The 22955-nt window shown below is 67.8% G+C and carries 17 protein-coding genes; 7 read left to right on the plus strand and 10 right to left on the minus strand.

The window, feature by feature from the left end; genetic code table 11:
- The first annotated feature begins 246 nt into the window (after window positions 1-246).
- Genes betT through HNR11_RS00275 form a run of 3 tightly spaced genes read left to right on the plus strand, consistent with a single transcriptional unit; the run spans window position 247 to window position 5460 of the window.
- Window positions 247-2391: a choline BCCT transporter BetT gene (gene betT / locus HNR11_RS00265; RefSeq protein ID WP_179440606.1), complete on the plus strand. Its 2145-nt coding sequence runs from the start codon at window positions 247-249 to the stop codon at window positions 2389-2391.
- 9 nt (window positions 2392-2400) lie between these two features.
- Window positions 2401-3894, plus strand: a complete 1494-nt coding sequence (locus tag HNR11_RS00270; RefSeq protein ID WP_179440607.1) for an aldehyde dehydrogenase family protein — start codon at window positions 2401-2403, stop codon at window positions 3892-3894.
- Between the two features lie 9 nt (window positions 3895-3903).
- On the plus strand, window positions 3904-5460 hold the full coding sequence (locus HNR11_RS00275) for a GMC oxidoreductase (RefSeq protein ID WP_179440608.1): 1557 nt from the start codon (window positions 3904-3906) through the stop codon (window positions 5458-5460).
- A 131-nt stretch (window positions 5461-5591) separates the two neighbouring features.
- On the opposite strand, the gene HNR11_RS00280 is transcribed toward HNR11_RS00275, so the two are convergent.
- The gene (locus HNR11_RS00280; RefSeq protein ID WP_179440609.1) at window positions 5592-6368 is read right to left on the minus strand and encodes a histidine phosphatase family protein; all 777 of its coding nucleotides are present in this window, start codon (window positions 6366-6368) and stop codon (window positions 5592-5594) included.
- 305 nt (window positions 6369-6673) lie between these two features.
- Here HNR11_RS00280 and HNR11_RS00285 point away from each other — a divergent pair, with 305 nt between their 5' ends.
- Window positions 6674-7894 (plus strand): DNA recombination protein RmuC, encoded by a 1221-nt coding sequence (locus HNR11_RS00285; protein ID WP_179440610.1) that lies wholly within the window; start codon window positions 6674-6676, stop codon window positions 7892-7894.
- A 215-nt stretch (window positions 7895-8109) separates the two neighbouring features.
- Here HNR11_RS00285 and HNR11_RS00290 read toward each other — a convergent pair whose 3' ends face one another.
- The 5 genes from HNR11_RS00290 to HNR11_RS00310 form a co-directional block, all read right to left on the minus strand.
- Entirely contained in the window at window positions 8110-9768 is a 1659-nt protein-coding gene (locus tag HNR11_RS00290) for an SLC13 family permease (RefSeq protein ID WP_179440611.1), read from the minus strand.
- A gap of 212 nt (window positions 9769-9980) precedes the next feature.
- Window positions 9981-11168, minus strand: a complete 1188-nt coding sequence (locus tag HNR11_RS00295; protein ID WP_179440612.1) for an MFS transporter — start codon at window positions 11166-11168, stop codon at window positions 9981-9983.
- Window positions 11165-11929, minus strand: a complete 765-nt coding sequence (locus HNR11_RS00300; RefSeq protein ID WP_246310277.1) for a sulfite exporter TauE/SafE family protein — start codon at window positions 11927-11929, stop codon at window positions 11165-11167. The genes HNR11_RS00295 and HNR11_RS00300 overlap by 4 nt, the downstream gene beginning before the upstream one ends.
- Window positions 11930-12108: 179 nt before the next feature.
- Entirely contained in the window at window positions 12109-13233 is a 1125-nt protein-coding gene (locus HNR11_RS00305; RefSeq protein WP_246310278.1) for a 4-hydroxy-3-methylbut-2-enyl diphosphate reductase, read from the minus strand.
- A 33-nt stretch (window positions 13234-13266) separates the two neighbouring features.
- Window positions 13267-14223, minus strand: coding sequence for a hypothetical protein (locus HNR11_RS00310; protein ID WP_179440613.1), 957 nt, complete (start codon window positions 14221-14223; stop codon window positions 13267-13269).
- 74 nt (window positions 14224-14297) lie between these two features.
- Between HNR11_RS00310 and xseA the strand changes: the two genes are divergently transcribed.
- Together xseA and HNR11_RS00320 are read left to right on the plus strand one after the other, a co-directional pair.
- Window positions 14298-15626 (plus strand): exodeoxyribonuclease VII large subunit, encoded by a 1329-nt coding sequence (gene xseA / locus HNR11_RS00315; RefSeq protein ID WP_179440614.1) that lies wholly within the window; start codon window positions 14298-14300, stop codon window positions 15624-15626.
- Complete coding sequence (locus HNR11_RS00320) at window positions 15623-15898, plus strand: exodeoxyribonuclease VII small subunit (protein ID WP_179440615.1); 276 nt, start codon at window positions 15623-15625, stop codon at window positions 15896-15898. The genes xseA and HNR11_RS00320 overlap by 4 nt, the downstream gene beginning before the upstream one ends.
- Window positions 15899-15911: 13 nt before the next feature.
- On the opposite strand, the gene HNR11_RS00325 is transcribed toward HNR11_RS00320, so the two are convergent.
- The 4 genes from HNR11_RS00325 to HNR11_RS00340 all read right to left on the minus strand — a co-directional run bounded on the left by HNR11_RS00325 (window position 15912) and on the right by HNR11_RS00340 (window position 21164).
- Window positions 15912-17402, minus strand: coding sequence for an SLC13 family permease (locus HNR11_RS00325; protein ID WP_179440616.1), 1491 nt, complete (start codon window positions 17400-17402; stop codon window positions 15912-15914).
- 73 nt (window positions 17403-17475) lie between these two features.
- Entirely contained in the window at window positions 17476-18714 is a 1239-nt protein-coding gene (locus tag HNR11_RS00330) for a pyridoxal phosphate-dependent aminotransferase (RefSeq protein ID WP_058887232.1), read from the minus strand.
- Between the two features lie 109 nt (window positions 18715-18823).
- Window positions 18824-20062, minus strand: coding sequence for a pyridoxal phosphate-dependent aminotransferase (locus HNR11_RS00335; RefSeq protein ID WP_179440617.1), 1239 nt, complete (start codon window positions 20060-20062; stop codon window positions 18824-18826).
- A 139-nt stretch (window positions 20063-20201) separates the two neighbouring features.
- Window positions 20202-21164: a glycine betaine ABC transporter substrate-binding protein gene (locus HNR11_RS00340; protein WP_179440618.1), complete on the minus strand. Its 963-nt coding sequence runs from the start codon at window positions 21162-21164 to the stop codon at window positions 20202-20204.
- 46 nt (window positions 21165-21210) lie between these two features.
- On the opposite strand from HNR11_RS00340, the gene HNR11_RS00345 reads away from it, so the two are divergent.
- Complete coding sequence (locus HNR11_RS00345; RefSeq protein WP_179440619.1) at window positions 21211-22950, plus strand: tetratricopeptide repeat protein; 1740 nt, start codon at window positions 21211-21213, stop codon at window positions 22948-22950.
- Window positions 22951-22955: the final 5 nt, after the last annotated feature.

Raw genomic sequence — 22955 nt, forward strand, 5'->3', positions numbered from 1 at the left:
CTACCGCCCCGACGGACTCTCCGGCGACTTCCGAGGGCCTTAGGACCCTTCCGTGTTTCGCCGTAGAATGAGGCTCCGTTCACTATGTGGAACGGTTCTTCCGAGTTTCAGGAGATCCGACTCACATACCGCGCCTGTTCGCATCCTGGACACGCTGGACCTGTGCCTAGGATGCCTGAGGCTTCATCACTCGCCGAACACTGATACTCAAGCGAACTGACACAGCACCGGAAGGAACATAATTTCATGGCATCGGCCACTCAAGACGTCCCGAGCGACGTCCCGAGCGATGTCCAGGGGGACGGCTCGTCAGGTACTCCTGCACGCTCAAAAGTGAATCTGCCGGTCTTCATCGGCTCCGCGGTGATCATCATCGCTTTCACCCTGTGGGCCTGGCTCGCGCCAGACACCGCCTACACCACCCTGGAATCCGTCTTCCTCTGGATCGGCGCGAACCTCGGCTGGTACTACATCCTGACCGCCGGCACCGTGGTGGTCTTCGTCCTGATCGTGGCCTTCTCCCGGGTGGGCCGGACCAAGATGGGACCGGATCACTCCACCCCGAAGTACAACCTCTTCACCTGGACGGCGATGCTCTTCGCCGCCGGCATCGGCGTGGACCTGATGTTCTTCGCCATCTCCGGACCCGCCACCAACCTCACCACCGCACCGGGCAATGAGGCGGGCTCCTCCGGCGCCACCGAGATGGCCGTGCTCTGGACCCTCTTCCACTACGGCATCCCCGGCTGGGCGATGTACGCCCTGATGGGCATGGCCTTCGGCCTCTTCGCCTACCGCTACCACCTGCCGCTGAGCATCCGCAGCGCGCTCTACCCGATCATCGGCAAGCGCGCCCAGGGCGCCACCGGCGACGGCATCGAGATCGCCGCCGTGATCGGCACCATCTTCGGGATCGCCACCAGCCTGGGCATCGGCGTGGTCTTCCTGAACTACGGCCTGGAATGGCTCTTCGGGATCGAACAGGGCACCGGCGCCCAGATCGGGCTGATCGTGCTCGCCGTGATCGTCGTGATCTTCTCCTCGGTCTCCGGAGTGGACAAGGGTATCCGTCGCCTGGCGGAGCTCAACGTGGTCTTCGCCGTGGTCCTGCTGCTCTACGTGCTGATCGCCGGAGAGACCACCTACCTGCTCAACGCGCTGGTGAAGAACATCGGCGACTTTGCCGCGTTCTTCCCGTCCATGCTCTTCGACACCTTCGCCTACAACCCGCCCGAGGGCCAGTGGCTGGAATGGTGGACGCTGTTCTTCTGGGCATGGTGGATCGCCTGGGCCCCCTTCGTGGGTCTCTTCCTGGCCCGGATCTCCCGCGGCCGCACGCTGCGCCAGTTCGTCGTCGGCACCCTGATCATCCCGTTCGGGTTCATCCTGCTGTGGATCTCGATCTTCGGCAACGGCGCCATCTGGGAGTTCCTCAGCGGGAACACCGACTTCATCACCAACGCGGTGGAGAGCCCGGAGGCCAGCTACTACCTGCTGCTGGAGCAGTACCCCGGCGCCACCTTCACCATCGGGCTCTCGGTGCTCACCGGGCTGCTCTTCTACATCACCTCCGCGGACTCCGGTGCCCTGGTGATGTCCAACTTCACCTCCAAGTCCCTCAGCGCCTCCGACGACGGGGCCCCCTGGCTGCGCGTCTTTTGGGCGCTGGCCACCGGCGCGCTCACCCTGGCGGTGCTGATGCTCGACGGGGTCTACACCCTGCAGATGGCCACGGTGATCATCGGTCTGCCGTTCTCGGTGGTGATGTACCTGCTGATGATCGGGGTCTGGCGAGCGCTGCGCATGGAGCGCTACAACCGGGACTCCCGGGAGGCCACCCTGCCCTGGATGGTCTCCGAACGCAGCCAGGGCTCCGGGGACCGCGGCGGCATGAGCTGGCGCCGTCGTCTGGCCAGGGGCATGCACTTCCCCTCCGCGAAGCAGGCCACCGAGTTCATCGAGACGGTGGCAGCCCCTGCGGTGGAGGACGTCGCCACGGAGCTCAAGGAACAGGGCGCCGAGGTCAGCTGCGAGCGCGGCCTGGTGCCGGACACCGACATCCCGCACATCGACCTGCACGTCTACTTCGGCGAGCAGACCGAGTTCAAGTACCAGGTCTACCCGGTCGCCTACTCCGTGCCGAGCTTCGCACGCAGCATGCGTCCCACCGAGGAGACCTACTACCGTGTGGAGACGTTCTCGGCCACCGGTTCCGAGGGACACGACCTCATGGGCTACACCCGGGAGCAGGTCATCGCCGATGTCCTGGACTCCTACGAGCGTCACCTGACCTTCCTCACCATGAGTGAGGAAGGTGGCCAGTCCGGCTCGCTGCACGCCGGAAGCAACATCCCAGATGACTGGGACCACGACCGCACCAACGGAAGCTGAGGAGCATCAATGAGCACAGCAGAACAGGTCTCCACGCTTTTCATCGACGGCAAATGGGTCCCCGCCCAGTCCGGTGAGACGCGCACCATCCACTGCCCCGCGGACGGCTCCGAAGTGGGTGTGGTCTCCGAAGCCGGCGAGGCCGACACCCTCGCTGCGATCGCCGCCGCACGCAAGGCCTTCGACTCTCACGTCTGGGCGGACACCCCCGCCGCGGAGCGCGGCGCGTTCGTGCTCGCAGTGGCCGACGCCATCGAGGCACGTAAGGACGAGTTCGCCCGGGCTGAGGCGCTGGACACCGGCAAGCGCTTCGTCGAGGCGCAGATCGACATGGACGACATCATCGGCTGCTACCGGCACTTCGGGAAGCTCGCCGACGTCGAGGCCGGCCGTCTGGTCGACGCCGGGGATCCCACCGTGATCTCCCGGGTCGTCTACGAACCGGTCGGGGTCTGCGGGATGATCACCCCGTGGAACTACCCGCTGCTGCAGGCCGCCTGGAAGATGGCACCGGCCCTGGCCGCGGGCAACAGTTTCATCCTCAAGCCCGCGGAGCTGACCCCGCACACCGGAATGCTGATCATGGACGTCTATGACTCCCTGGGGCTGCCCGCCGGTGTGGCGAACCTGATCACCGGGCCCGGCGCCACTGCCGGCGCCCCGCTGTCCTCCCACCCAGATGTGGACATGGTCTCCTTCACCGGAGGCGTGGTCACCGGTCGCAAGATCGCCGCCACGGCCGCGGAGACGGTGAAGAAGGTCGCCCTGGAGCTCGGCGGGAAGAACCCCAATGTGGTCTTCGCCGACGCCGACTTCGACGCCGCCGTGGACAATGCGCTCAACGCCGGCTTCGTGGACTCCGGGCTGGTCTGCTCCGCAGGCACCCGGCTGATCATCGAGGAGTCCATCAAGGAGAAGTTCGTCACCGAGCTGGTCCGCCGTGCCGAGAACATCCGGATGGGCGGGCCCTTCGAGGAGGCCGCCGAGACCGGGCCGCTGATCTCCGCGGAGCACCGTCAGAAGGTCTATGACTACACCCAGCGCGGCATCGAAGAGGGCGCCACGCTGCGCACCGGGCACCACTTCGGCGGCGAGGAGCACCGCAACGGCTACTTCTACGCCCCCACCGTGCTCGACGACGTCAAGCGCGGCATGTACGTGGTGAAGGAAGAGGGGTTCGGCCCGGTGATCACGGTGGAGACCTTCACCACCGAGGCCGAGGCCATCGAGACCGCCAACGACACCATCTACGGCCTGGCCGGAGCGGTCTGGACCTCGGACAGCGGCACCGCACACCGGGTGTCCTCCCGGCTGCGCCACGGCACCATCTGGATCAACGACTACCACCCCTACCTGCCGCAGGCGGAATGGGGCGGCTTCAAGCAGTCCGGCGTGGGCCGGGAGCTGGGCCACATGGGTCTGGATGAGTACCGCGAGGCCAAGCACATCTACGAGAACACCGAGCCCGCCGTCACCGGCTGGTTCAGCATGCCGGAGAAATAAGGAGATTCCGTGGAGAAGACCACCTACGACTACATCGTGATCGGCGGCGGCTCAGGCGGCGCCGCCGTCGCCGCTCGCCTGTCCGAAGACCCCAACGTCACGGTGGCCCTGCTGGAGGCAGGACCTACCGACGCGGACAAGCCCGAGGTGCTCCAGCTCAACCGCTGGATGGAGCTGCTGGAATCCGGCTACGACTGGGACTACCTCATCGAGCCCCAGGAGAACGGGAACTCCTTCATGCGTCACGCCCGCGCCAAGGTGCTCGGCGGCTGCTCCTCGCACAACTCCTGCATCGCCTTCTGGGCGCTGCGCGAGGACATGGACGAATGGGAGGCGATGGGCGCCACCGGCTGGAACGCCGAGTCCACCTACCCGCTGTTCAAGCGCCTGGAGACCAACGACGCCCCCGGGGACCACCATGGCCGCAGCGGCCCGGTGAACCTGATGACCATCCCCCCGGAGGACCCCTGCGGGGTGGCGCTGCTGGACGCCTGTGAAGAGAACGGCATCCCCCGGGTGCAGTTCAACACCGGAGAGACCGTGCTCAAGGGTGCGAACTTCTTCCAGATCAACCGGAAGGAAGACGGCACCCGTTCCTCCTCCTCGGTGTCCTACCTGCACCCGATCCTGGATCGTCCCAACCTGAGCATCCTCACGGACCACTGGGTGCGCGAGATCATCTTCGACGGCGATCGCGCGGTGGGCGTGGACACTGTGGACAACGCGTTCGGCCGGGCCCGGCGGATCAGCGCGAACAAGGAGATCGTGCTCTCCGCGGGCGCCATCGATTCCCCGAAGCTGCTGATGCTCTCCGGGATCGGACCCGCTGAGCACCTGGCGGAGTTCGGGATCGAAGCCCGCGTGGACTCCCCCGGTGTGGGCGAGCACCTGCAGGACCACCCCGAGGCGGTCATCGCCTGGGAGGCCAAGCAGCCCATGACCGAGGACTCCTACCAGTGGTGGGAGATCGGGATCTTCGCCTCCACCCGTGAGGGCCTGGACCGGCCGGACCTCATGATGCACTACGGTTCGGTGCCCTTCGACATGCACACGCTGCGTCAGGGCTACCCGAGCGCGGACAACACCTTCTGCCTGACCCCGAACGTGACCCACGCGAAGTCCCGCGGGACGGTGCGGCTGCGCTCAAAGGACTACCGAGACAAGCCCAAGGTCGATCCGCGCTACTTCACCGACCCGGAGGGCCATGACATGCGCGTGGCCGTAGAGGGCATCAAGCTGGCCCGTGAGATCGCGGCGCAGCCGGCGATGTCGGAGTGGGCCGGTCGCGAGCTGTTCCCCGGTCAGGACACGCAGACCGATGAGGAGCTGGCGGACTACGTGACCCGCACGCACAACACGGTCTACCACCCGGCCGGATCCGTGCGGATGGGCGCCGACGATGACGCGATGTCACCGGTGGACTCCCAGCTGCGGGTCAAGGGCGTGCAGGGGCTGCGGGTGGCCGATGCCTCGGTGATGCCCGAGCTCACCACGGTGAACCCGAACATCACCACCATGATGATCGGTGAGCGTTGCGCGGACCTGATCAAGGCGTCGAACGCCTAGATCCTTCGCGCTGGGCGGATTCCGCCCGGCCGCTCACACATCGAGTGTGCAATCTGTGCAGGTTTCTTCCCCGTTCGGGGTGGAAAAGCTGCACAGATTGCACACTCGTTTTTTATGCCGGTTGTTCCGGATCAGATCGCCGGGGTCTCCGCCACCGGGTGGGACAGCTCGGGGTTCAGCAGCTCCGGGGAGAGGTTGATCAGCCGCAGCCGTGCGTGATCGGCGATCTGCTCGTTGCTCAGCGCCCGGATCGCGCGGGCCTCGGCGTCGTCGTCGTGCTCATCGTCCAGCCCGGAGTTCGGCAGCGAGGAGGACACCGAGCCTGAGGTCAACGGGATGTCGAGCACGGTGACCGCGGCTGGGGTCAGCGGGATGAACTGGCGTCGATCCAGCAGCCCGAGCCCCTCGAAGAGCACTCGCAGCGCAGCCCCGTGTGAGACGACGACGGCGGTGCGCACCTCGAAGCTCAGATCCGCCGAGGCGGTGGGAGCGATCTCCGCGGTGCCGCGCACGACGTCACTGAAGGCGCCCGTCATCCGCGCCTGCAGGTCCGCGTGCGCCTCTCCCGCGGCGGGGGTGTAGCTGCCGGCGCGCCAGCCCTCGAAGTTCTCCGGCTCGGCGTCGCGGATATCGGCGGCGTAGGCGCCCTCCCACTCCCCCAGGTTCTGCTCACGCAGTTCATCCCAGATCCGGGGCTGGAGGTCCAGTCCGAACTCGGCGAAGGTCTGCTGGGTGCGCACCAGGCTGGAGACATGCGCCTGTGCCGGGTTCTGCGCGCGGACGAAGGCCCCGGTGGTGCGCGCCTGCAGCTTCCCGGACTCGGCGAGCGAGATGTCCGAATGTCCCTGGAGCCGGTGGGCCTTGTTCCAATCGGTCTCTCCATGGCGGACGAGCAGAATTCTGATCATGGGGCTCCTCTGGTTCGGGCGGGCAGCGCCTTCGGCTGCGCGGGTTCTCTGCTGCAACCCTATGTCAGCGGAATCGGCGGTGCGCAGATCACCCACAGGTCAGCGTCCAGATCCGTCTCCAGACCAGCGTCCAGATCAGCCGCCAGCTCAGCCTGGATGTCACCCGCCGGGTCACGCTCCTGTCGCAGTCCATCTCGCGGTCCATGTTCCTGACCATGTCGCGGTCCATGTTCCTGACCATGTCTCAGTCCATGTCTCAGTCCATGTCCCTGACCATGTCAGTGCCCAGTGGCATGCTGGATGGCATGACCATTCTGCACTTCGTCCTCGCGGTTCTCCTCGGTGTCCTGCTCGGCGTCCTGGGCAGCTGGCTGGTGCTCCACCTGCTGCGCCGGGGCACCGAGGATCCTGCCGCGCTGCGGGGCCAGCTGCAGCAGGCCCGGTCTGACCTGGCCGATTCGCAGCAGCGGCTCGTGGCCGTGCAGCAGGAGCTGGCCGGGGCGGAAGGGCGGCTCTGGGAGCTGGAGCGCCGCCGGGAGGAGGACTCCGAGGCGGCCCGGGAGCGCGAGACCCTGGTGGAGATGCTGCACCCGGTGCGCCAAGGGGTGACCGAGATGCACCGCCGGGTCCAGGAGCTGGAGACCGAGCGTGCCGCCCAGCATTCCCGGCTCTCTCAGCAGCTGAGCTCGGCGGCGGAGACCGATGCCCGGATCATCGAGTCCACCCAGGCGCTGCTGGGGAGTCTGCACTCGAGCTCGGCGCGCGGACATTGGGGCGAGGTCCAGCTGCGCCGGGTGGTGGAATCCGCCGGGATGCTGCCCCATGTGGACTTCACCGAACAGTTCAGCGGGCGCGGGGCTGATGGGCAGCTGCTGATCCCGGACATGGTGGTGCACCTGCCCGGAGGCCGCCAGCTGGTCCTCGATGCCAAGGCCCCGCTGAACCCCACCGACCCGATGGCGCAGGCCAAGGCGCTGCGTTCCCGGGTGGATGAGCTGGCGAAGAAGCGCTACTGGGAGGCCGTGGAGCTCTCCCCCGATGTGGTCTTCTGCTTCGTCCCGGCCGAGTCGCTGCTCTCCGCGGCGATGGAGGCGGACCCGATGCTGCTTGATGACGCGCTCTCCAAGGGTGTCACGCTGGTCTCCCCGGCCTCGTTGCTGGCCTCGTTGAAGGCGGTCTCTGCGGCCTGGCGGCAGGAGCGTCTGGCGCAGAACATCCGTGAGGTCGTGGATCATTCCCGGGACCTCTACCGGCGTCTGGCGAAGATGAGCGAACATCTCTCGCGCACCGGAGAGCGCCTGCGGCAGGCGGTGACCTCGTATAACTCGCTGATCGGCAACATCGAACGGCAGGTGCTGCCCAAGGTGGAGGCGATGAGCCGGCTGGAGGTCGGTGAGCCCACCGCGGCCTCCACCGAAGGGCTTCTCGAGGATCTCGGCGAGACCCTGAGCACCACCACGGTGACCACCGAGGTCAACCCGCTGGGCCCCCGGCTGGAGGCCGGACGCGCCGAGGCGGAGCGCTGAGGCCAGACGCGCTGAGGCGGAACGCTGAAGCTAGAAGCGCTGAAGGCAGAACCGCCCAGGCGCGGCGAGTCGAGTCCGGACACGCTGAAGGGCAGTGAGCCTCGGCGTCACCGATGACTCACTGCCCTTCAACCACGCCCCTCCACGGCCGGGCGTGCGGCTCGTGCGGCGTGCGGCTCGTGCGGCGTGCGGCGTGTGTGGCGTGCGCGGCGCTGCTAGAGGGTCAGCCCGAAGACCCAGACCAGGATGGTCATGCAGACCGCGGTGATGATCACGACGCCTGCGATGTTCAGCCACACCCCGCCCCGGATCATCTGTCCGATGGTGACGTAGCCGGAGCCATAGGCGATCGCGTTCGGCGGCGTGGCCACCGGGAGCATGAAGGCACAGGTTGCGGCCAGCGCCACCGGAGCGGCAAGGATCAGCGGGTCCACCCCGGTGCCCATGGCCACACCCGAGGCCACCGGGAGGAAGGTCGCAGCCGTCGCGGTGTTCGAGGTCATCTCGGTCAGCAGCAGGATCCCCACAGCCGCGACCAGCACCAGGACCCACACCGGGATTCCGGCCAGTCCCTCGACCTGGGTGCCGAGCCAGGTGGAGAGTCCGGAAGAGCTGAACTGCGAGGACAGTGCCAGTCCGCCGCCGAAGAGCAGCAGCACTCCCCAGGGCAGCTTCGCGGCGTACTCCCAGTCCAGCAGGCGCACACCCTTGGCGGCGCCACCGGGCAGCAGGAACAGCAGCAGGCCGACGACCATGGCGATGCCGGCGTCGGAGATGAACGGGTCATCCATGTCCAGGAGATTGGTGGAGATCAGCGGGATGGAGACCCAGGAGAGTGCGGCGAGCACGAAGATGATCAGCACGCGCAGCTCGGCGGAGGACATCGGACCGAGCTTGCTCAGCTCGCCGCGGATCAGGTCGCCGCCGCCGGGGATGTCGTCGATCTCGGGCTTGAACAGCACCCGGGTGAGCAGGACCCAGGCGATGACCAGCATGATGATCGAGATCGGGACGCCCACCAGCATCCACTGGCCGAAGCCGATGGTCAGATCGTGGGTCTCGGCCATATGGCCCACCAGCAGCGCGTTCGGCGGGGTGCCGATGATGGTGCCCAGTGAACCGATCGAGGCGGCGTAGGCGATGCCGAGCATCAGCGCGGTGCCGAAGTTGGACTTCAGCGCGTTGTTGGTCTCGTCCTCGCCGGCCTGTGCTGCCGTCGCGGGGTCCTCACCCTTGACGATCTTGCTCACCAGCATCAGCACCGAGACGCCGATCGGAAGCATCATCACGGCGGTGGCGGTGTTCGAGACCCACATCGAGAGGAACCCGGTGGCGATCATGAATCCGGCGATCAGGTTCACCGGCTTGGAACCCATGGCGCGCAGGGTCAGCAGCGCGATCCGGCGGTGCAGGTTCCAACGCTGCATCGCCAGGGCCAGCATGAACCCGCCCATGAACAAGAAGATGATGTTGTTGCCATAGCTGGCGCCCACGTCATCGACCGAGACTCCGCCCACGGCCTCCTCGGCGCTGCCGAAGTCGCCTGCGGGGACCAGCAGCGGGAAGATGATCAGCGGCAGCAGAGCGGTCGCCGGGATGGGGATCGCCTCGGTCATCCACCACACAGCCATCAGCACGGCGGTGGCCGCTGTCAGCCGGGGCCAGACCTCCATGTCCCCGGGCATCACCAGGTACACCAGAAGTCCCAGCCCCACGCCACCGGCGAGCCCGATCATCCGGCGCAGCAGCGCGGGACGCTCCAGGCCCTCCGCGCGGGCACCGACCGAGAGCTCCTCAGCCTCCGCCTCCGACTGTGTTCGGGGGTCATACTTCTTCAGGTGATCACCTGAAACACGGGAACGCGGAGGCGTCATTGCCGGTACTCCTGCTGGTGGGGTATGGATGGCGCGCTATCTCGCGATAGGGCTCACAGAGTCTACGGGGCCGGTGAAGAAGTTGCCACCTTGAACCGAATCGCCGGGGCCGGGCTGATCTGGACCGTGCAGTCCGTCGGCCCACCCGGGGCCTCGAGCCGAGCAGGGCGGGGCGCCGTCGTCGTCGGGGTGCCGTGCGCCGTCGTCGGGCTTCAGTCCTTGGGCAGGACGATGGCGGCCAGCAGGGTCGCCAGGCCGGCCAGCCCGAGCACCATCAGCACGGTGCCGGACCAGCCCGCCAGGTGCAGCGCGGTCCCGCCGAGGTAGCCGAAGATCGAGGAGCCGCCGTAGTAGCCCAGGTTGTACAGCGAGGCGGACTGGGCGCGGCCGGCGGTCGCCGCGGCGCCCACCCAGCCAGAGGCCACCGCATGGGCGGCGAAGAAGCCCGCGGTGAGCACCACGGTGCCCATGATGATCACGGCCAGATGCGGCACCAGGGTCAGCCCCACGCCCAGGATCATGATCAGATTCCCGGCCAGCAGCACCGGCTTGCGCGAGTACCGCGCCGCCAGCCGCCCGGCGCGCGGTGAGGACCAGGTCCCCGCCAGATAGGCCAGGAACACGAAGGAGGCGATCCCCAGCGGGATCGAATAAGGCGGAGCGGAGAGGTGGAAGCCGAGGAAGTTATACATGGCCACGAACCCGCCCATGGTCAGGAACCCCTGCAGGTAGAGGGTCCACAGGGTGGGTGAGCGCAGATTCCCGGTCAGCGCGGGCAGGATCTCGCGCACCTGGACCCGGCGCGGGGTGAAGTTCTCTGCGGTCGGTGCCAGCCGGAGGAACACCACCACACAGGCCACCGCGAGGATGGTCACGGTGAGCATGCCGATCTTCCAACCCAGTTGCTCGCCCACCGGTGCCGCGACGATCCGCCCGGTCAGTCCGCCCAGAGAGGTGCCCGAGATGTAGGTGCCGGCCGCGGCCACCGCGATCTTCGGGCTGACCTCCTCGTTGAGGTAGGCCACCGCCAACGCCGGCACCCCGCCGAGCATGAAGCCTTCGATGAAGCGCATCGCCAGGGCGAGCTCAAAGCCGTGGTTGGCGAACACCGCAGGCATGAGCACCGCCAGGAGCCCGAAGAAGCAGGCGAGGCTGATCGCGGCGATCATCGCCTTCTTCCGCCCGTAGGCGTCGCCGATATAGGACCAGGGGATCACGCCCAGCGCGAGTCCCAGCGTGGCGGTCGAGATCATCAGGGCCGCCCGGTCCGCGGAGACGTCCTGCTCCGCCGCGATCAGCGGCAGCAGCCCCTGGGGCGAGTAGAGCTGGGCGAAGGTCGCCACGCCGATGAAGAACAGGGCGATGAGCAGCCGGCGGCTGTGAGCGCTCTGCGCGGTCATGCCATGACGTCCAGGGTGCCGCGGATGATCGCCCCGGCTCCACCGAGCCCGGCCAGGGTCATCGCCAGCGCCCTCGCGGTGGGGATCGGCACCCGCTTAGCCAGCTGGGTGCCCAGTAAGATGCCCGCGATCACGGTCGCCACGATCAACGGGAACAGCCAGCCCAGCGGCGGCCCGGCCTGGCCGTTGACCTCCACCGAGCCCATCGCCAGCTTCGCGATCACTGAGACGGCGCCCATGGTCATGAAGATCGGCTGCAGCGTGGCGGCGAAGCTGCGCTGGTCCCAGCGGGAGACCCGGGAGTAGATGACCATCACCGGTGCCGCCACCCCGGAGGTGGTGTTGAAGAATCCCCCGATCAGACCCGCCGTGAGACCGGCTGACCGGCCGGGCAGATGCGGCAGCCGCGGCAGCGCCACGGTGACTGCCAGCGCGAACACCACGATCGCGCCCACGATGATGGAGAGCCAGCCGGCACTGAGCTGCCCGACGACCCAGGCTCCGGGAATGGCTCCCAGCACCGAGGCGGGCATGATCAGCCAGAAGCGCCGCCAACTGACATGGGACCACACCGCGATCATGATCAGGCAACCCGAGACGAAGGTGGTCATATTGGTGACCAGCACCCCGAAGGCGGGGCCCAGCAGCAGCGAGAGCACGGGGGCGACCACCAGCCCGACGCCGGTGCCGGTGACCCTCTGCAGGATCGTGCCGATCAACACCGCGGCCGCGATCACCGCAGTCATGCCCAGCACCGTCATGGACTCATCGTATGTCAGCCCAGGTCATGCCCGAATCCGGCGGGCGTCCCCGGCTCAGAACCCGCTGCGCGCAAACGTCGCATCGCTATGCCAAGTCCCATCGTTTTGGCGGGAAATAACCATGGGACATGGCAAAGGGATGCGACAAACTGAGGCGGGGGCCCGCGGGCGGCAGACGCTCAGGAGGTGGAGCAGGGGCTGGACTTGCGACCGCCGCGGCCGACGTCGTCGTGTCCTGCCTGGGTGAGCGCCTTCCGGATCTCCTTGGGCAGCGAGAAGACGATGTCCTCCTCGGCGGTGACGATCTCTTCGACCTCGCCGTAGCCATACTCGGCGAGCAGCCGCAGGACGTCGTCGACCAGCACCTCAGGCACCGAGGCGCCGGAGGTGACCCCGATGGTGGCCGCGTCCTGGAACCAGGCCTCATCGACCTGGTTGGCGTAGTCCACCCGCTCGGCGCGGGCGGCGCCGTATTCCTTGGCGACCTCTTTCAGCCGCACGGAGTTCGAGGAGTTCTCCGAGCCCACCACGATCACCAGGTCCGACTGCGGGGCGACCTTCTTGATCGCCGCCTGCCGGTTGGAGGTGGCGTAGCAGATGTCATCCGAGGGCGGATCCTGCAGCTTGGGGAAGCGCTCGCGCAGCTTCTGCACGGTCTCCATGGTCTCGTCCACCGACAGCGTGGTCTGGGAGAGCCAGATCAGCTGGTCCGGGTTCCGGACCTGAAGATCCTCGACCTCCCAGGGCCCGTTGACGATCGTGGTGTTCTCCGGGGCCTCGCCATAGGTGCCTTCGACCTCTTCGTGGCCCTCGTGCCCGATCAGCAGGATCTCGTAGTCATCCCGGGCGAAGCGCACGGCTTCACGGTGGACCTTGGTCACCAGCGGGCAGGTGGCGTCGATGGTCTGCAGGTCCCGGTCCTCGGCCATCTGCTTCACCGCCGGGGACACGCCGTGGGCGGAGAAGACCACCAGCGCGCCCTCGGGCACCTGGTCGGCCTCCTCAACGAAGATCACGCCCTTCTCCTGTAGCGTCTCCACCACATGGCGGTTGTGCACGATCTCCTTGCGCACGTAGACCGGAGCGCCATAGGTCTCCAGCGCCTTCTCCACTGCAATCACAGCGCGGTCCACGCCGGCGCAATAGCCGCGCGGAGCTGCGAGCAGCACCTTCCGGGGACCGGTGAAGGTGGACTCGGCGGCCACTTCCTCGGGGCTGCGGCGCCTGCGGGGCACCATCGGCACGGGGACCGCGATGTGCTGTCGCCGGGCCGGAGCTGCGGGGGCGGTGGCAGTGGAAGTCATGGCCCCGAGTCTACCGGCGGGGGCGCGGCACCGTCACACCGTGTCCCTGGTTGACGCCGGGGTCACCGCCGGCCTGCTCCGCGCGGCCACGCTGCCCAGCAGCCCCACGACGACGACGGCGCCCGCCGCTGCGCTGAAGATCCACCAGGCCGGCTGGGCCCAGTCCGTGAAGCGCTGCTGCAGCTGTTCGACCAGCGGCGCGGCGGCCTGATCCGCCACCGGGCCGAACTCCGGGGCGGCCACCGTGAGAGCGATCCAGAGTCCCAGGCCCACCCCGAGGAGTCCGCCGAGGGTCAGCGCCACCCAGCGGCTGCGACCCGGTCCCAGCAGCAGCCCCACCGCGGCCAGCACCCCGGCGAGCGCGGCGAGGACCAGCCAGTGCTTGCTCACCTCGGCAAGCAGCGCCCAGGTATAGGGGTCGGCGCCCTCGGCGATGGTGGCCTCGACGTCCACCACGACCTCGGGGGCGAGAAATTCGAAGCTTGAGGTGTCCAGGAACGGCAGCCAGCCCAGGGCGGAGTCCAGCCCTTCGCGCAGCGGTCCGGTGATCGCCTCAGCCATCGGGCTCAGGTCCACGGCGAGGTCAAGATCGCTGGCCTCACCGGTGGTGCCCTCGTCGAACAGGGTCTCCAGCTGCGCCGTGTAGCCCGACCGGGTGTCCTGCAGGGTCTGATCCCAGGCTTCGTCGACCTGCTCATTCTCCAACATGGAGGCCACGATCGAGTCCACCACGGAGTCTGCCCGGTCACCGAGCAGGCTGGTCAGGGCTCCGGGCAGCTCGGACTCCAGGCGCGTGAGCAGCGTCTCGGAGACCAGCTCGCTGAAGCCGTCCTGCTGGGGCAGCTCCCCGGCGATCTGCCGGATCGGCTCCTCCTCGCGCAGCAGCTGATTGGTCTGGAACCCGGCCAGCGCCGCCGCGGCCAGGAGCGCAGCCAGCAGCAGCGAGAGGACACTGAGCACCTGGCGCATGTGGATAACTCCTTCAACCATGTCAGGACGGTGGCATAGGCTGTAAGCACCATAGCGAACCTTCCGGGGAGACCGTCGATGATCGAAGGCAGGACATGAGCGAGCCGGCACAGGCGCAGGACACCTCGGCCGAGACCCCGTGGCCGCTGAGCACCTACTCCGGCAAGCTCAAGGCCCACATCGAGGCCGCGCCGCCCACCTGGGTGGAGGGCCAGCTGGTGGAGTTCAACCTGCGCAACGGCAACGCCTGGATGACCCTGCGGGACCTGGAACAGGAGGTCTCCTTCTCCACCGTCGCCTGGCGGAACGTGGCGGGCAGCCTCAACGGCACCGTCCAGCCCGGCTCCCGGGTGGTGGCGCTGGTCAGGCCGAACCTCTATGAGAAGTCCGGGCGGCTCTCCCTGGTGGCGCATCAGATGAAGCCGGTGGGGCTGGGCGATCTGCTGGCGCGGATCGAACAGCTCAAACAGCGCCTGGCCGCAGAGGGCCTGTTCCGGGCGGACCGGAAGCAGCCGCTGCCGGTGCTGCCGGGCCGGATCGGACTGATCACCGGACGGAACTCCGACGCCAAGAAGGACATCCTGCGCAACACCCACGCCCGCTGGGCCGCGGCGCAGTTCGAGATCCGCGAGGTCGCGACCCAGGGACCCAGCGCACCGCAGGAGGTCGCCGCGGCCCTGGCGCAGCTCGACGCCGACCCCGCGGTGGAGGTCATCGTGATCGCTCGCGGCGGCGGGGCGCTGGAGGAGGTGGTGCTGCCCTTCTCCGATGAACGCCTGATCCGCGCGGTGGCCGCGGCGCAGACCCCGGTGGTCTCCGCCATCGGGCACGAGGCCGACCGTCCGCTGCTCGATGAGGTCGCCGATATGCGCGCCTCCACCCCCACCGGGGCTGCGAAGCTGCTGGTGCTCGATGAGGCCCAGGAGCGCGAGGCGCTCACCAACGCCCGGGCTCGCATGTCAGCCGGGGTCGAGCGGGTCATCGGGCGCGAGTCCGAATGGTTGGCGACGCTGCGTTCCCGGCCGGTGCTCGCCCAGCCGCAGGACATGATCACCGGACGCGCCCAGGAGCTGATGATGCTGCGGCGTCGCTCGCTCTTCGGCATGGAGACCGCGGTGCGCCGCGGCACCGACTGGATCACGCAGACCCGGGCGCGAGTCCGGTCGCTCTCCCCGCAGTCCACCCTGGACCGCGGCTACGCGGTGGTCCAGACCCGCGGCGCCGCCGGCTGGGACGTGCTGCGCGATGCCGGCACCGTCAGCCCTGGAGACGAGCTGAGCGTCATGGTCGCCTCCGGCGAGCTGACCGCTCGTGCCGAACAGATCTACCCCGAGGACCGCACGGCCGCCCACGCGGCGACCTCAGCGCAGGCCGAACCTGCTGCGACGACCCCAGACACCCAGAACCGAGAGGCAGCCCGATGATCGACGACGCAAGCACCCCGCAGGCTTCGGCCTCGAAGTCCACCGAGTTCAGCACCGCGCAGACCGAGGACATCGAGACCATGAGCTATGAGCGCGCCCGCGAGGAGCTCGTCTCGGTGGTGACCAAGCTCGAGAACGGCGGCGCCCCGCTGGAGGAGTCACTGGCCCTGTGGCAGCGCGGCGAGGCGCTGGCCGACCGCTGCGAACGCTGGCTCGACGGTGCGCGGACCCGGCTGGAGGAGGTCCGTGAGGAGCTCACCGAGGACCGCTAGACCCGCAGCATCCTCATACGCCGCTGGCGAGCACGACAGGCTGCCACACCAGGATGAAGACCGAGATCAGGCTCAGCGCGATGATGTTCATCCAGAACCCGGCCTTGACCATGTCATCCATCTCCAGGTACTCCGAGGAGAACACCGCCGCGTTCGGCGGGGTCGAGATCGGAAGCATGAACGCGCAGCTGGAGGTCAGGGCGACCAGCGCCATGATCGCGAAGGGGTCCACCCCCATGCCCAGGGCCAGTCCGACGCTGACCGGGATCAGCATGTTCGACACCGCGGTGTTCGACATCACCTCGGTCATGAACAGCACGATCGCTCCGAGCACGACGACGATGATGACATAGGGCAGGACGTCGAGACCGCCGAGGATCTCCCCGAACCATGGGGTCAGGTCGGAGTCGTCGAAGGCGGCCGCCAGTGAGAGTCCGCCGCCGAAGAGCAGCAGGATGCCCCAGGGCAGTGCCTGCATGTCCTTCCAGACCAGGATTCCCCCGCGCCTGCCGTCCTCATCGGTCTGCCGGGCTCGCAGCAGGAACATCGCGGTGGCGCCGATCATCGAGACCGTCGTATCTGTGAGCGGGATCCCCCACTCCTCGGGGAGGAACCCGATGGTCATCCACATGGCTCCGACGACGCCGAAGATCGTCAGGACCATCTTCTCCTCATAGGACATGGGCCCGAGCTCGCGGAGCTGCTCCTGGGCGAAGTCCGGTGAGATCTCGGCCTGCGCGACGAGTCGGAACTGGACCTTGGAGAGGTAGAAGTAGAGCAGCACCAGCAGGATCACGGTCAGCGGTGCCGCGAAGACGAACCACTGCGCGAAGCTCACGGTGATGTCGAAGTGCAGGGAGGCCTGGGCGGCGAACACCGCATTCGGCACCGAACCGATCAGCGTCGCCAGGCCGCCGATCGAGGCGGCGTAGGCGATCGCCAGCAGCAGACCTTTGGCGAACTTCTTCAGGCCCTCCTCATCGAAGAATCGCTTCTCCTTGACCTCTTCGATCAGCGCCAGGCCGATCGGCAGCATCATCAGCGCCGTGGCCGCATTGGAGATCCACATCGAGAGCCCGGCCGTTGCCAGGATCACCCCGAGCATCAGGCGGTTGCCCTTGGTGCCCACCATCCGGATGATGCTCATGGCGATCCGCTTGTGCAGGTTCCACTTCTGGATGGCCAGGGCGATGGTGAAGCCGCCCATGTACATGAACACGATCGGATTCGCGTAGGCCATCGCGGCGGTCTCTTCGTCGGTGCCACCGGTGAGCGGGAGCAGAAAGAGCGGAAGCAGCGAGGTCGCCGGGATCGGCAGCGCCTCGGTGATCCACCAGGCGGCGACCCACAGCGTGACGGCGAGCACCGCCCTGGGGGCGTCCTCGAGACCGGTGATCGCCGGGACGAAGTAGAAGACGGCGAAGAGGGCCGGGCCCAGCACCAGTCCTACGCGTCTTCGGCTCAGCAGGGGTGATCGCTCGGTTCTGGCCTCGATGGTCTCCATGACGCACGAGTGTTCCAGACCACAACCTCGGGCTCCAAGTCAACGCCCAGCGCGCAGCTGGGAGAACCCGGGTTCAGGCCCGGAGCGCGGCGTCGCGGTAGTCCGCGAGGAACTCCGCGATCCCAGCGATGGCATGCTCGAGATCCTCGACCCCGGGGAGGGTCACCAGCCGGAAGTGGTTGTCGTCGATCCAGTTGAACGCCCGCCCATGGGAGACGAGGATCTTCTGCTGGCGCAGCAGCTCGATGACGAACTTCTCGTCATTCTCGATCGGGTAGATCTCAGGGTCCAGCCGCGGGAAGAGGTAGAGCGCGCCGTCGGCCTGATGCACATCCACGCCTTCGATCTCCCGGAGCAGCCGGTAGGCGGTCTCGCGCTGTTCGAAGAGCCGTCCACCGGGATCGATCAGGTCCTTGATGGACTGGTGTCCGCCCAGTGCCGCCTGGATCGCGTGCTGAGCTGGGACGTTGGCGCACATGCGCATGTTCATCAGGAGGGTGAGCCCCTCCATATAGTTCTTCGCACGGTGGGTCGGTCCGGAGACGTAGATCCAGCCGGAACGGAACCCGGCGACCCGCCAGGTCTTCGAGAGCCCGGAGAAGGTGATCGTGAAGACGTCATCGGCCAGCGTGCAGACGTTGATCATCTCGGCGTCGTCGAAGGTGATGTTCTCGTAGATCTCATCCGAGAGCAGCATCAGGTTGTGCCGCCGGGCGATGTCCACCATCGCCTCGAGGATCTCCCGCGGGTAGACCGCACCCGTGGGGTTGTTGGGGTTGATGATCACCAGCGCCTTGGTCCGATCGGTCACCTTCGACTCGATCTCCTCCGGGTCCGGCCACCAGCTGTTGTCCTCGTCGCAGATGTAGTGCACGGCTCGTCCCCCGGCCAGGGTGGTCGCCCCCGTCCACAGCGGGTAGTCCGGGGCGGGGATCAGCACCTCATCACCGGGGGCCAGCAGCGCCTGGAGCACCATGGAGATCAGCTCGGAGACCCCGTTGCCCAGGTAGATGTCTGAGGGATCGGCCTCGGTCATCCCACGCGCCTGGTAGTACTGGGCCACCGCGATCCGGGCCGAGTAGATCCCCTGCGAGTCGGAGTAGCCCTGCGCGTCGTGGAGGTTGCTGATCATCGCCATCCGGATCGAGTCCGGGGCCTCGAAGCCGAAGGGCGCGGGGTTCCCGATGTTCAGCCGTGTGATGGCGTGCCCTTCGCGCTCAAGCCGGGCCGCCTCCTGCGCGATCGGGCCGCGCACGTCATACCGGACGTCCTGAAGCTTGGGCGACTGGGTGAAGTCTTCGAATTCCTGCATCCTGGAGTTACGCACTGTCCTATCCTGCACCTTTCGAGGTGTTGGTACCCCTGTCGTTTCACATGCTGGGCGCGCCGCAGCCCTTCGGCCGCTGCGCACGTTCCGGCGGTCAGGCTCGGGCGAACGCGTCCCGGTAGGACGCGAGGAAGTCCGCGATCCCGGCGATCGCCTCTTCGAGCTCCTCCACCGGCGGCAGGGAGACCAGCCGGAAGTGGTTGTCGTCGATCCAGTTGAACGCCCGCCCATGGGAGACCAGGATCTTCTGCTGACGCAGCAGCTCCATCACGAAGGCCTCGTCGTTCTGGATCGGGTAGATCTCAGGGTCCAGCCGCGGGAAGAGGTAGAGCGCGCCGTCGGCCTGGTGCACATCCACGCCTTCGATCTCGGAGAGCAGCTTATGCGCCACATTGCGCTGCTCGTAGAGCCTGCCCCCGGGACGGATGAACTCTTCCACGGACTGGTAGCCGCCCAGCGCGGTCTGGATCGCGTGCTGGGCCGGCACATTGGGGCACATGCGCAGGTTCGACATCAGGTTCAGGCCCTCGATGTAGTTCTTGGCCCGATGCTTGGGACCTGACATGTAGAGCCAGCCCGAGCGGAACCCGGCCACCCGCCAGGTCTTCGAGAGCCCGGAGAAGGTGATCGTGAAGACGTCATCGGCCAGCGTGCAGGCGTTGATCATCTCGGCGTCGTCGAAGGTGATCTTCTCGTAGATCTCATCCGAGAGCAGCATCAGATTATGCCGCCGGGCGATGTCCACCATCGCCTCGAGGATCTCCCGCGGGTAGACCGCCCCGGTCGGGTTGTTCGGGTTGATGAGCACCAGCGCCTTGGTCCGATCGGTCACCTTCGACTCGACCTCTTCCGGGTCCGGCCACCAGCGGTTCGCCTCGTCGCAGATATAGTGCACCGCCCGCCCGCTGCACAAGGTGGTGATCCCGGTCCACAGCGGGTAGTCCGGGGCGGGGATCAGCACCTCGTCGCCCGGATTGATCAGCGCCTGCAGCACCATGGTGATCAGCTCAGAGACCCCGTTGCCCAGGATCACGTCGGAGACCTCAGCCTCGCGCATGCCCCGGGACTGGTAGTACTGAGCCACCGCGGTGCGCGCGGAGTAGATGCCCTGGGACTCGGAGTATCCCTGCGAGGTGGGCAGATTCTTGATCATGTCCACCAGGATCGAGTCCGGGGCGTCGAAGCCGAAGGGCGCCATATTGCCGATGTTCAGCTTGGTGATCCGATGTCCGGCGCGCTCGAGCCGAGCGGCTTCCACCGCGATCGGGCCGCGCACGTCATACCGGACATTGCGGAGCTTCTGAGCCTGGGTGAAGTCCTCGAATTCCTCCATGAACAGATTGTGCCTCATGCAACACGCTGCGCCGGGACGTTACGGTCTCGGATCTGTCTCGGCGCGTTGCCGCGCCCGGTGCGACGACGGCTTCGCACCCGCGGCGCGACGCCAACCACGCGCCCGGTACACCGACGGCTCAGCCCCAGTCCTCGGGCTCCGCGACAAATCCTTCCTGGACCAGCCAGTACTCTGCGGCCTCCTGCGGGCTGAGCCCCTGCTCGCCGTCGGTGAGCCGGCGCAGCGTCACCAGCGCCTCCTCATTCAGCGCCTGCGCCAGCTCCGTCGCCACCGGTGGGACCTCCTCGGCGATCTCCGCGGAGACCACCGGGACGAACTGCTCCTGCGGGAAGGCCCGCTCGGCGTCGGTCAGCGCGATCAGCGCCTGCTCCTGGATCCCGGGGTGGGAGGTGGTGAGGATGGCGGCGTCGAGCTCGGCAGTGATCACACCCTCAAGCAGCTCAGCCTCTCCGGCGACGACGATCTCGGCGGGCTCGCAGTCATAGACCTCGGCCAGCAGGGGCTCCGGCTCGGGCAGGTTCGGGCGCACACCGATGCGCAGCTCGTCGCAGGCCTCGGCGAAGGCAGGGTCATCCACCTCCCCCTCGGTGGCGATGTCGTTGAGCTCGGCGGTGACCGAGGTGATCACCAGCGAGCTCCCGAGCACGGCGGCACTCGGTTCCAACAGCGTGGCCTGCTCATCGAGACCGTCCCCGATCACGCCCAGCAGCTGCGAGGAGCTCGGCTGCTCCAGCTCGACGAAGCCTTCCGGGTCGACCTGCCGGGCCAGTGCCATGGACCGCCCGATGAACATGTCGCCGCCCCCCTCGGTGATCGCCTCCGCGGGCCGGCGCTCCGAGGTCTCCACCACCGCAGGGGTGTCACGGGAGTTCAGCGCCAGGGCGTAGACATTGGCGATGGTCTGATCCAGCGGATGCTCGCCCACCGCGATCGTCCAGGCCCGCTCCGCGGCGCTCCCGGTAGGTTCCTCGGCCGGTGGCGGCGGGGAACAGCTGGTCACGGCGATGGCGGCGGCGATCGCGACCGCCGCGGACCCCGCGACGCCGCGGACACGCCGAGGCGTCGAGGGGGGAAAAGTCATGGGCCTCATTCTACGACGGCAGCGGTTCGGCGTTACTCTGGTGCAGATGACGAGTCCGCTGATTCCGCGTCTGTCGGCACTCCTCGAGGCCGCCGGCGGCACGACTGTGCCCGCTGTTGATGCCGAAGGCTGGCTGGACCTCGCTTACGAAGGCGCCTACGGGGAACGGTACCGCTCAGCCGCCGAGGCCGCCGAGGCGGGACTGCGCTCCCCCGGCGGCGAGGACCCGGAGAATCGTCTGATGCTGCTGCGGATCCTGGCCGGTGTCCATGAGATGCGCGGTGACTCGGCCGCGGCGGCTGGCTACATCGCCCAGCGGCTGAGTCTGCTGCGCGAGCTGGGCCGGTTCCGCCAGGCCCGGGTGGAGGACGACCTCGGGGCGATGCTGCTGCGCGAGCCGGACCGGGTGGAGGGTGAGATCCTCTCCCGGGTCGCCGAGGATCTGCGCGCGGAGGATCGCTCCGCGGGCCGGGTCACCGTGGAGCTGGCCGATGTGCTCTCCTCCCTCGCGGTGCGACGACTTCAGGATGCGGGACCGGAGCCCACGCTGCCGCTGGTGCAGGAGGCCTGCACCATCCTGACCACCCTGGACCGGCCGGAGGCGCTGGCCGGGGCCCGGATGTTCCTGGCGCACACCCTGCTGCTCACCGGAGAGACCGACCAGGCGCTGAGGACCGCCGAACTGGTACTCGCCGCCCCGGCGAATCGCGCCGTGCATGGAGCCATGGCGATGCTGCAGGCCACGATCCACCACCATGAGGACCGCAACCGTGAGGCCATCGAGTCCGCGCTGCGCTCTGTGGAGCTCTACGCCGCAGCCCGGGTGCGCAAGGGGGCGGCCTCGGCGGCGGCGCTGCTGGCGGGGTTGACCGGGGAAGACGACGACGGCGAGGCCTCGGTGCTGGCCTGGCGGGTCGCCGTGGCGCAGGCTGAGCTCGGCGAGTTCCGCGAGTCCAGACTGTTGAGCCTGGCGCTGGGCCAGCAGCTCCTGGAGCTCGATGACTATCCCGAGGCCGAGAAGGTCCTCGATGCCCTCTCGGTCCGCCTGGGCGGATCCGAGGAGGACCGGTCCACCCGAGCCCGTGCGCTGATGGGGCTCGGTCACGCCGTGACCCACATGAACCGTCCCCTGGAGGCGATGTCGCACTGGAACGAGGCCGCTGAGCTCTTCGAGGAGATCGCGGAGACCGATGAGGCCGCCCGTGCCCATCTCGCCGCCGGCGCCCTGGCGGCGTCGCTGGAACGCCTCGACGTGGCGCGCAGACACTATGAACGAGGTCTGAAGCTGGTGGAGCACAGTGAGGACCTGGACCCCCAGGTGCTGCTGCAGGCGCTGCATTCTTTGGGCCACCTGCTCACCCGCACCGAGGATCACACCGGGATCGACCACCTGAACCGGGCGCTCGCGCTGGCCCGCGAGCACGGGACCACCTGGCAGCGCGCCGATATCACCGACTCGCTGGCCCGCGGGTGGACGGCGCTGGGTGAGGGGACCAAGGCGGTGGCCGCCGGTCTGGAGGCCGCTGACCTCTTCACCGAGGCCGGAGATGAGGACGGCGCCGGAGACGCCGAGGTCTTCGCCGCGAAGGTGCTCCTGGAGATGGGACGGGCCGACGAGGCCGAGACCATCTTCCGGATGTCCACCGATGAGCGTGAGGCCAGCCCTGCGCTGATGGCCGAGGCGCTGGAGGGCCAGATCGAGGCGCTCATGCGTCAGGGCAAGGCCGAGGCCGCGGCTGACCTGCGCCGGAAGCTCACCCGGCTCAAGCGCCGGATGCGCAGCTGACCCGC

The organism is Nesterenkonia sandarakina (assembly GCF_013410215.1).
GTDB classification, from domain to species: Bacteria; Actinomycetota; Actinomycetes; order Actinomycetales; family Micrococcaceae; genus Nesterenkonia; species Nesterenkonia sandarakina.

Excerpts from the sequence above, each read along its gene's own strand:
- HNR11_RS00290 (WP_179440611.1), bottom strand. The coding sequence starts at position 9,768 with ATGACGCCTCCGCGTTCCCGTGTTTCAGGTGATCACCTGAAGAAGTAT.
- HNR11_RS00310 (WP_179440613.1), bottom strand. The coding sequence starts at position 14,223 with ATGGTTGAAGGAGTTATCCACATGCGCCAGGTGCTCAGTGTCCTCTCG.
- HNR11_RS00325 (WP_179440616.1), bottom strand. The coding sequence starts at position 17,402 with ATGGAGACCATCGAGGCCAGAACCGAGCGATCACCCCTGCTGAGCCGA.
- HNR11_RS00300 (WP_246310277.1), bottom strand. The coding sequence starts at position 11,929 with ATGACGGTGCTGGGCATGACTGCGGTGATCGCGGCCGCGGTGTTGATC.
- HNR11_RS00295 (WP_179440612.1), bottom strand. The coding sequence starts at position 11,168 with ATGACCGCGCAGAGCGCTCACAGCCGCCGGCTGCTCATCGCCCTGTTC.
- HNR11_RS00320 (WP_179440615.1), top strand. The coding sequence starts at position 15,623 with ATGATCGACGACGCAAGCACCCCGCAGGCTTCGGCCTCGAAGTCCACC.
- HNR11_RS00345 (WP_179440619.1), top strand. The coding sequence starts at position 21,211 with ATGACGAGTCCGCTGATTCCGCGTCTGTCGGCACTCCTCGAGGCCGCC.
- HNR11_RS00330 (WP_058887232.1), bottom strand. The coding sequence starts at position 18,714 with ATGCAGGAATTCGAAGACTTCACCCAGTCGCCCAAGCTTCAGGACGTC.
- HNR11_RS00335 (WP_179440617.1), bottom strand. The coding sequence starts at position 20,062 with ATGGAGGAATTCGAGGACTTCACCCAGGCTCAGAAGCTCCGCAATGTC.
- HNR11_RS00285 (WP_179440610.1), top strand. The coding sequence starts at position 6,674 with ATGACCATTCTGCACTTCGTCCTCGCGGTTCTCCTCGGTGTCCTGCTC.
- betT (WP_179440606.1), top strand. The coding sequence starts at position 247 with ATGGCATCGGCCACTCAAGACGTCCCGAGCGACGTCCCGAGCGATGTC.
- HNR11_RS00340 (WP_179440618.1), bottom strand. The coding sequence starts at position 21,164 with ATGACTTTTCCCCCCTCGACGCCTCGGCGTGTCCGCGGCGTCGCGGGG.
- HNR11_RS00280 (WP_179440609.1), bottom strand. The coding sequence starts at position 6,368 with ATGATCAGAATTCTGCTCGTCCGCCATGGAGAGACCGATTGGAACAAG.
- xseA (WP_179440614.1), top strand. The coding sequence starts at position 14,298 with ATGAGCGAGCCGGCACAGGCGCAGGACACCTCGGCCGAGACCCCGTGG.
- HNR11_RS00270 (WP_179440607.1), top strand. The coding sequence starts at position 2,401 with ATGAGCACAGCAGAACAGGTCTCCACGCTTTTCATCGACGGCAAATGG.
- HNR11_RS00305 (WP_246310278.1), bottom strand. The coding sequence starts at position 13,233 with ATGACTTCCACTGCCACCGCCCCCGCAGCTCCGGCCCGGCGACAGCAC.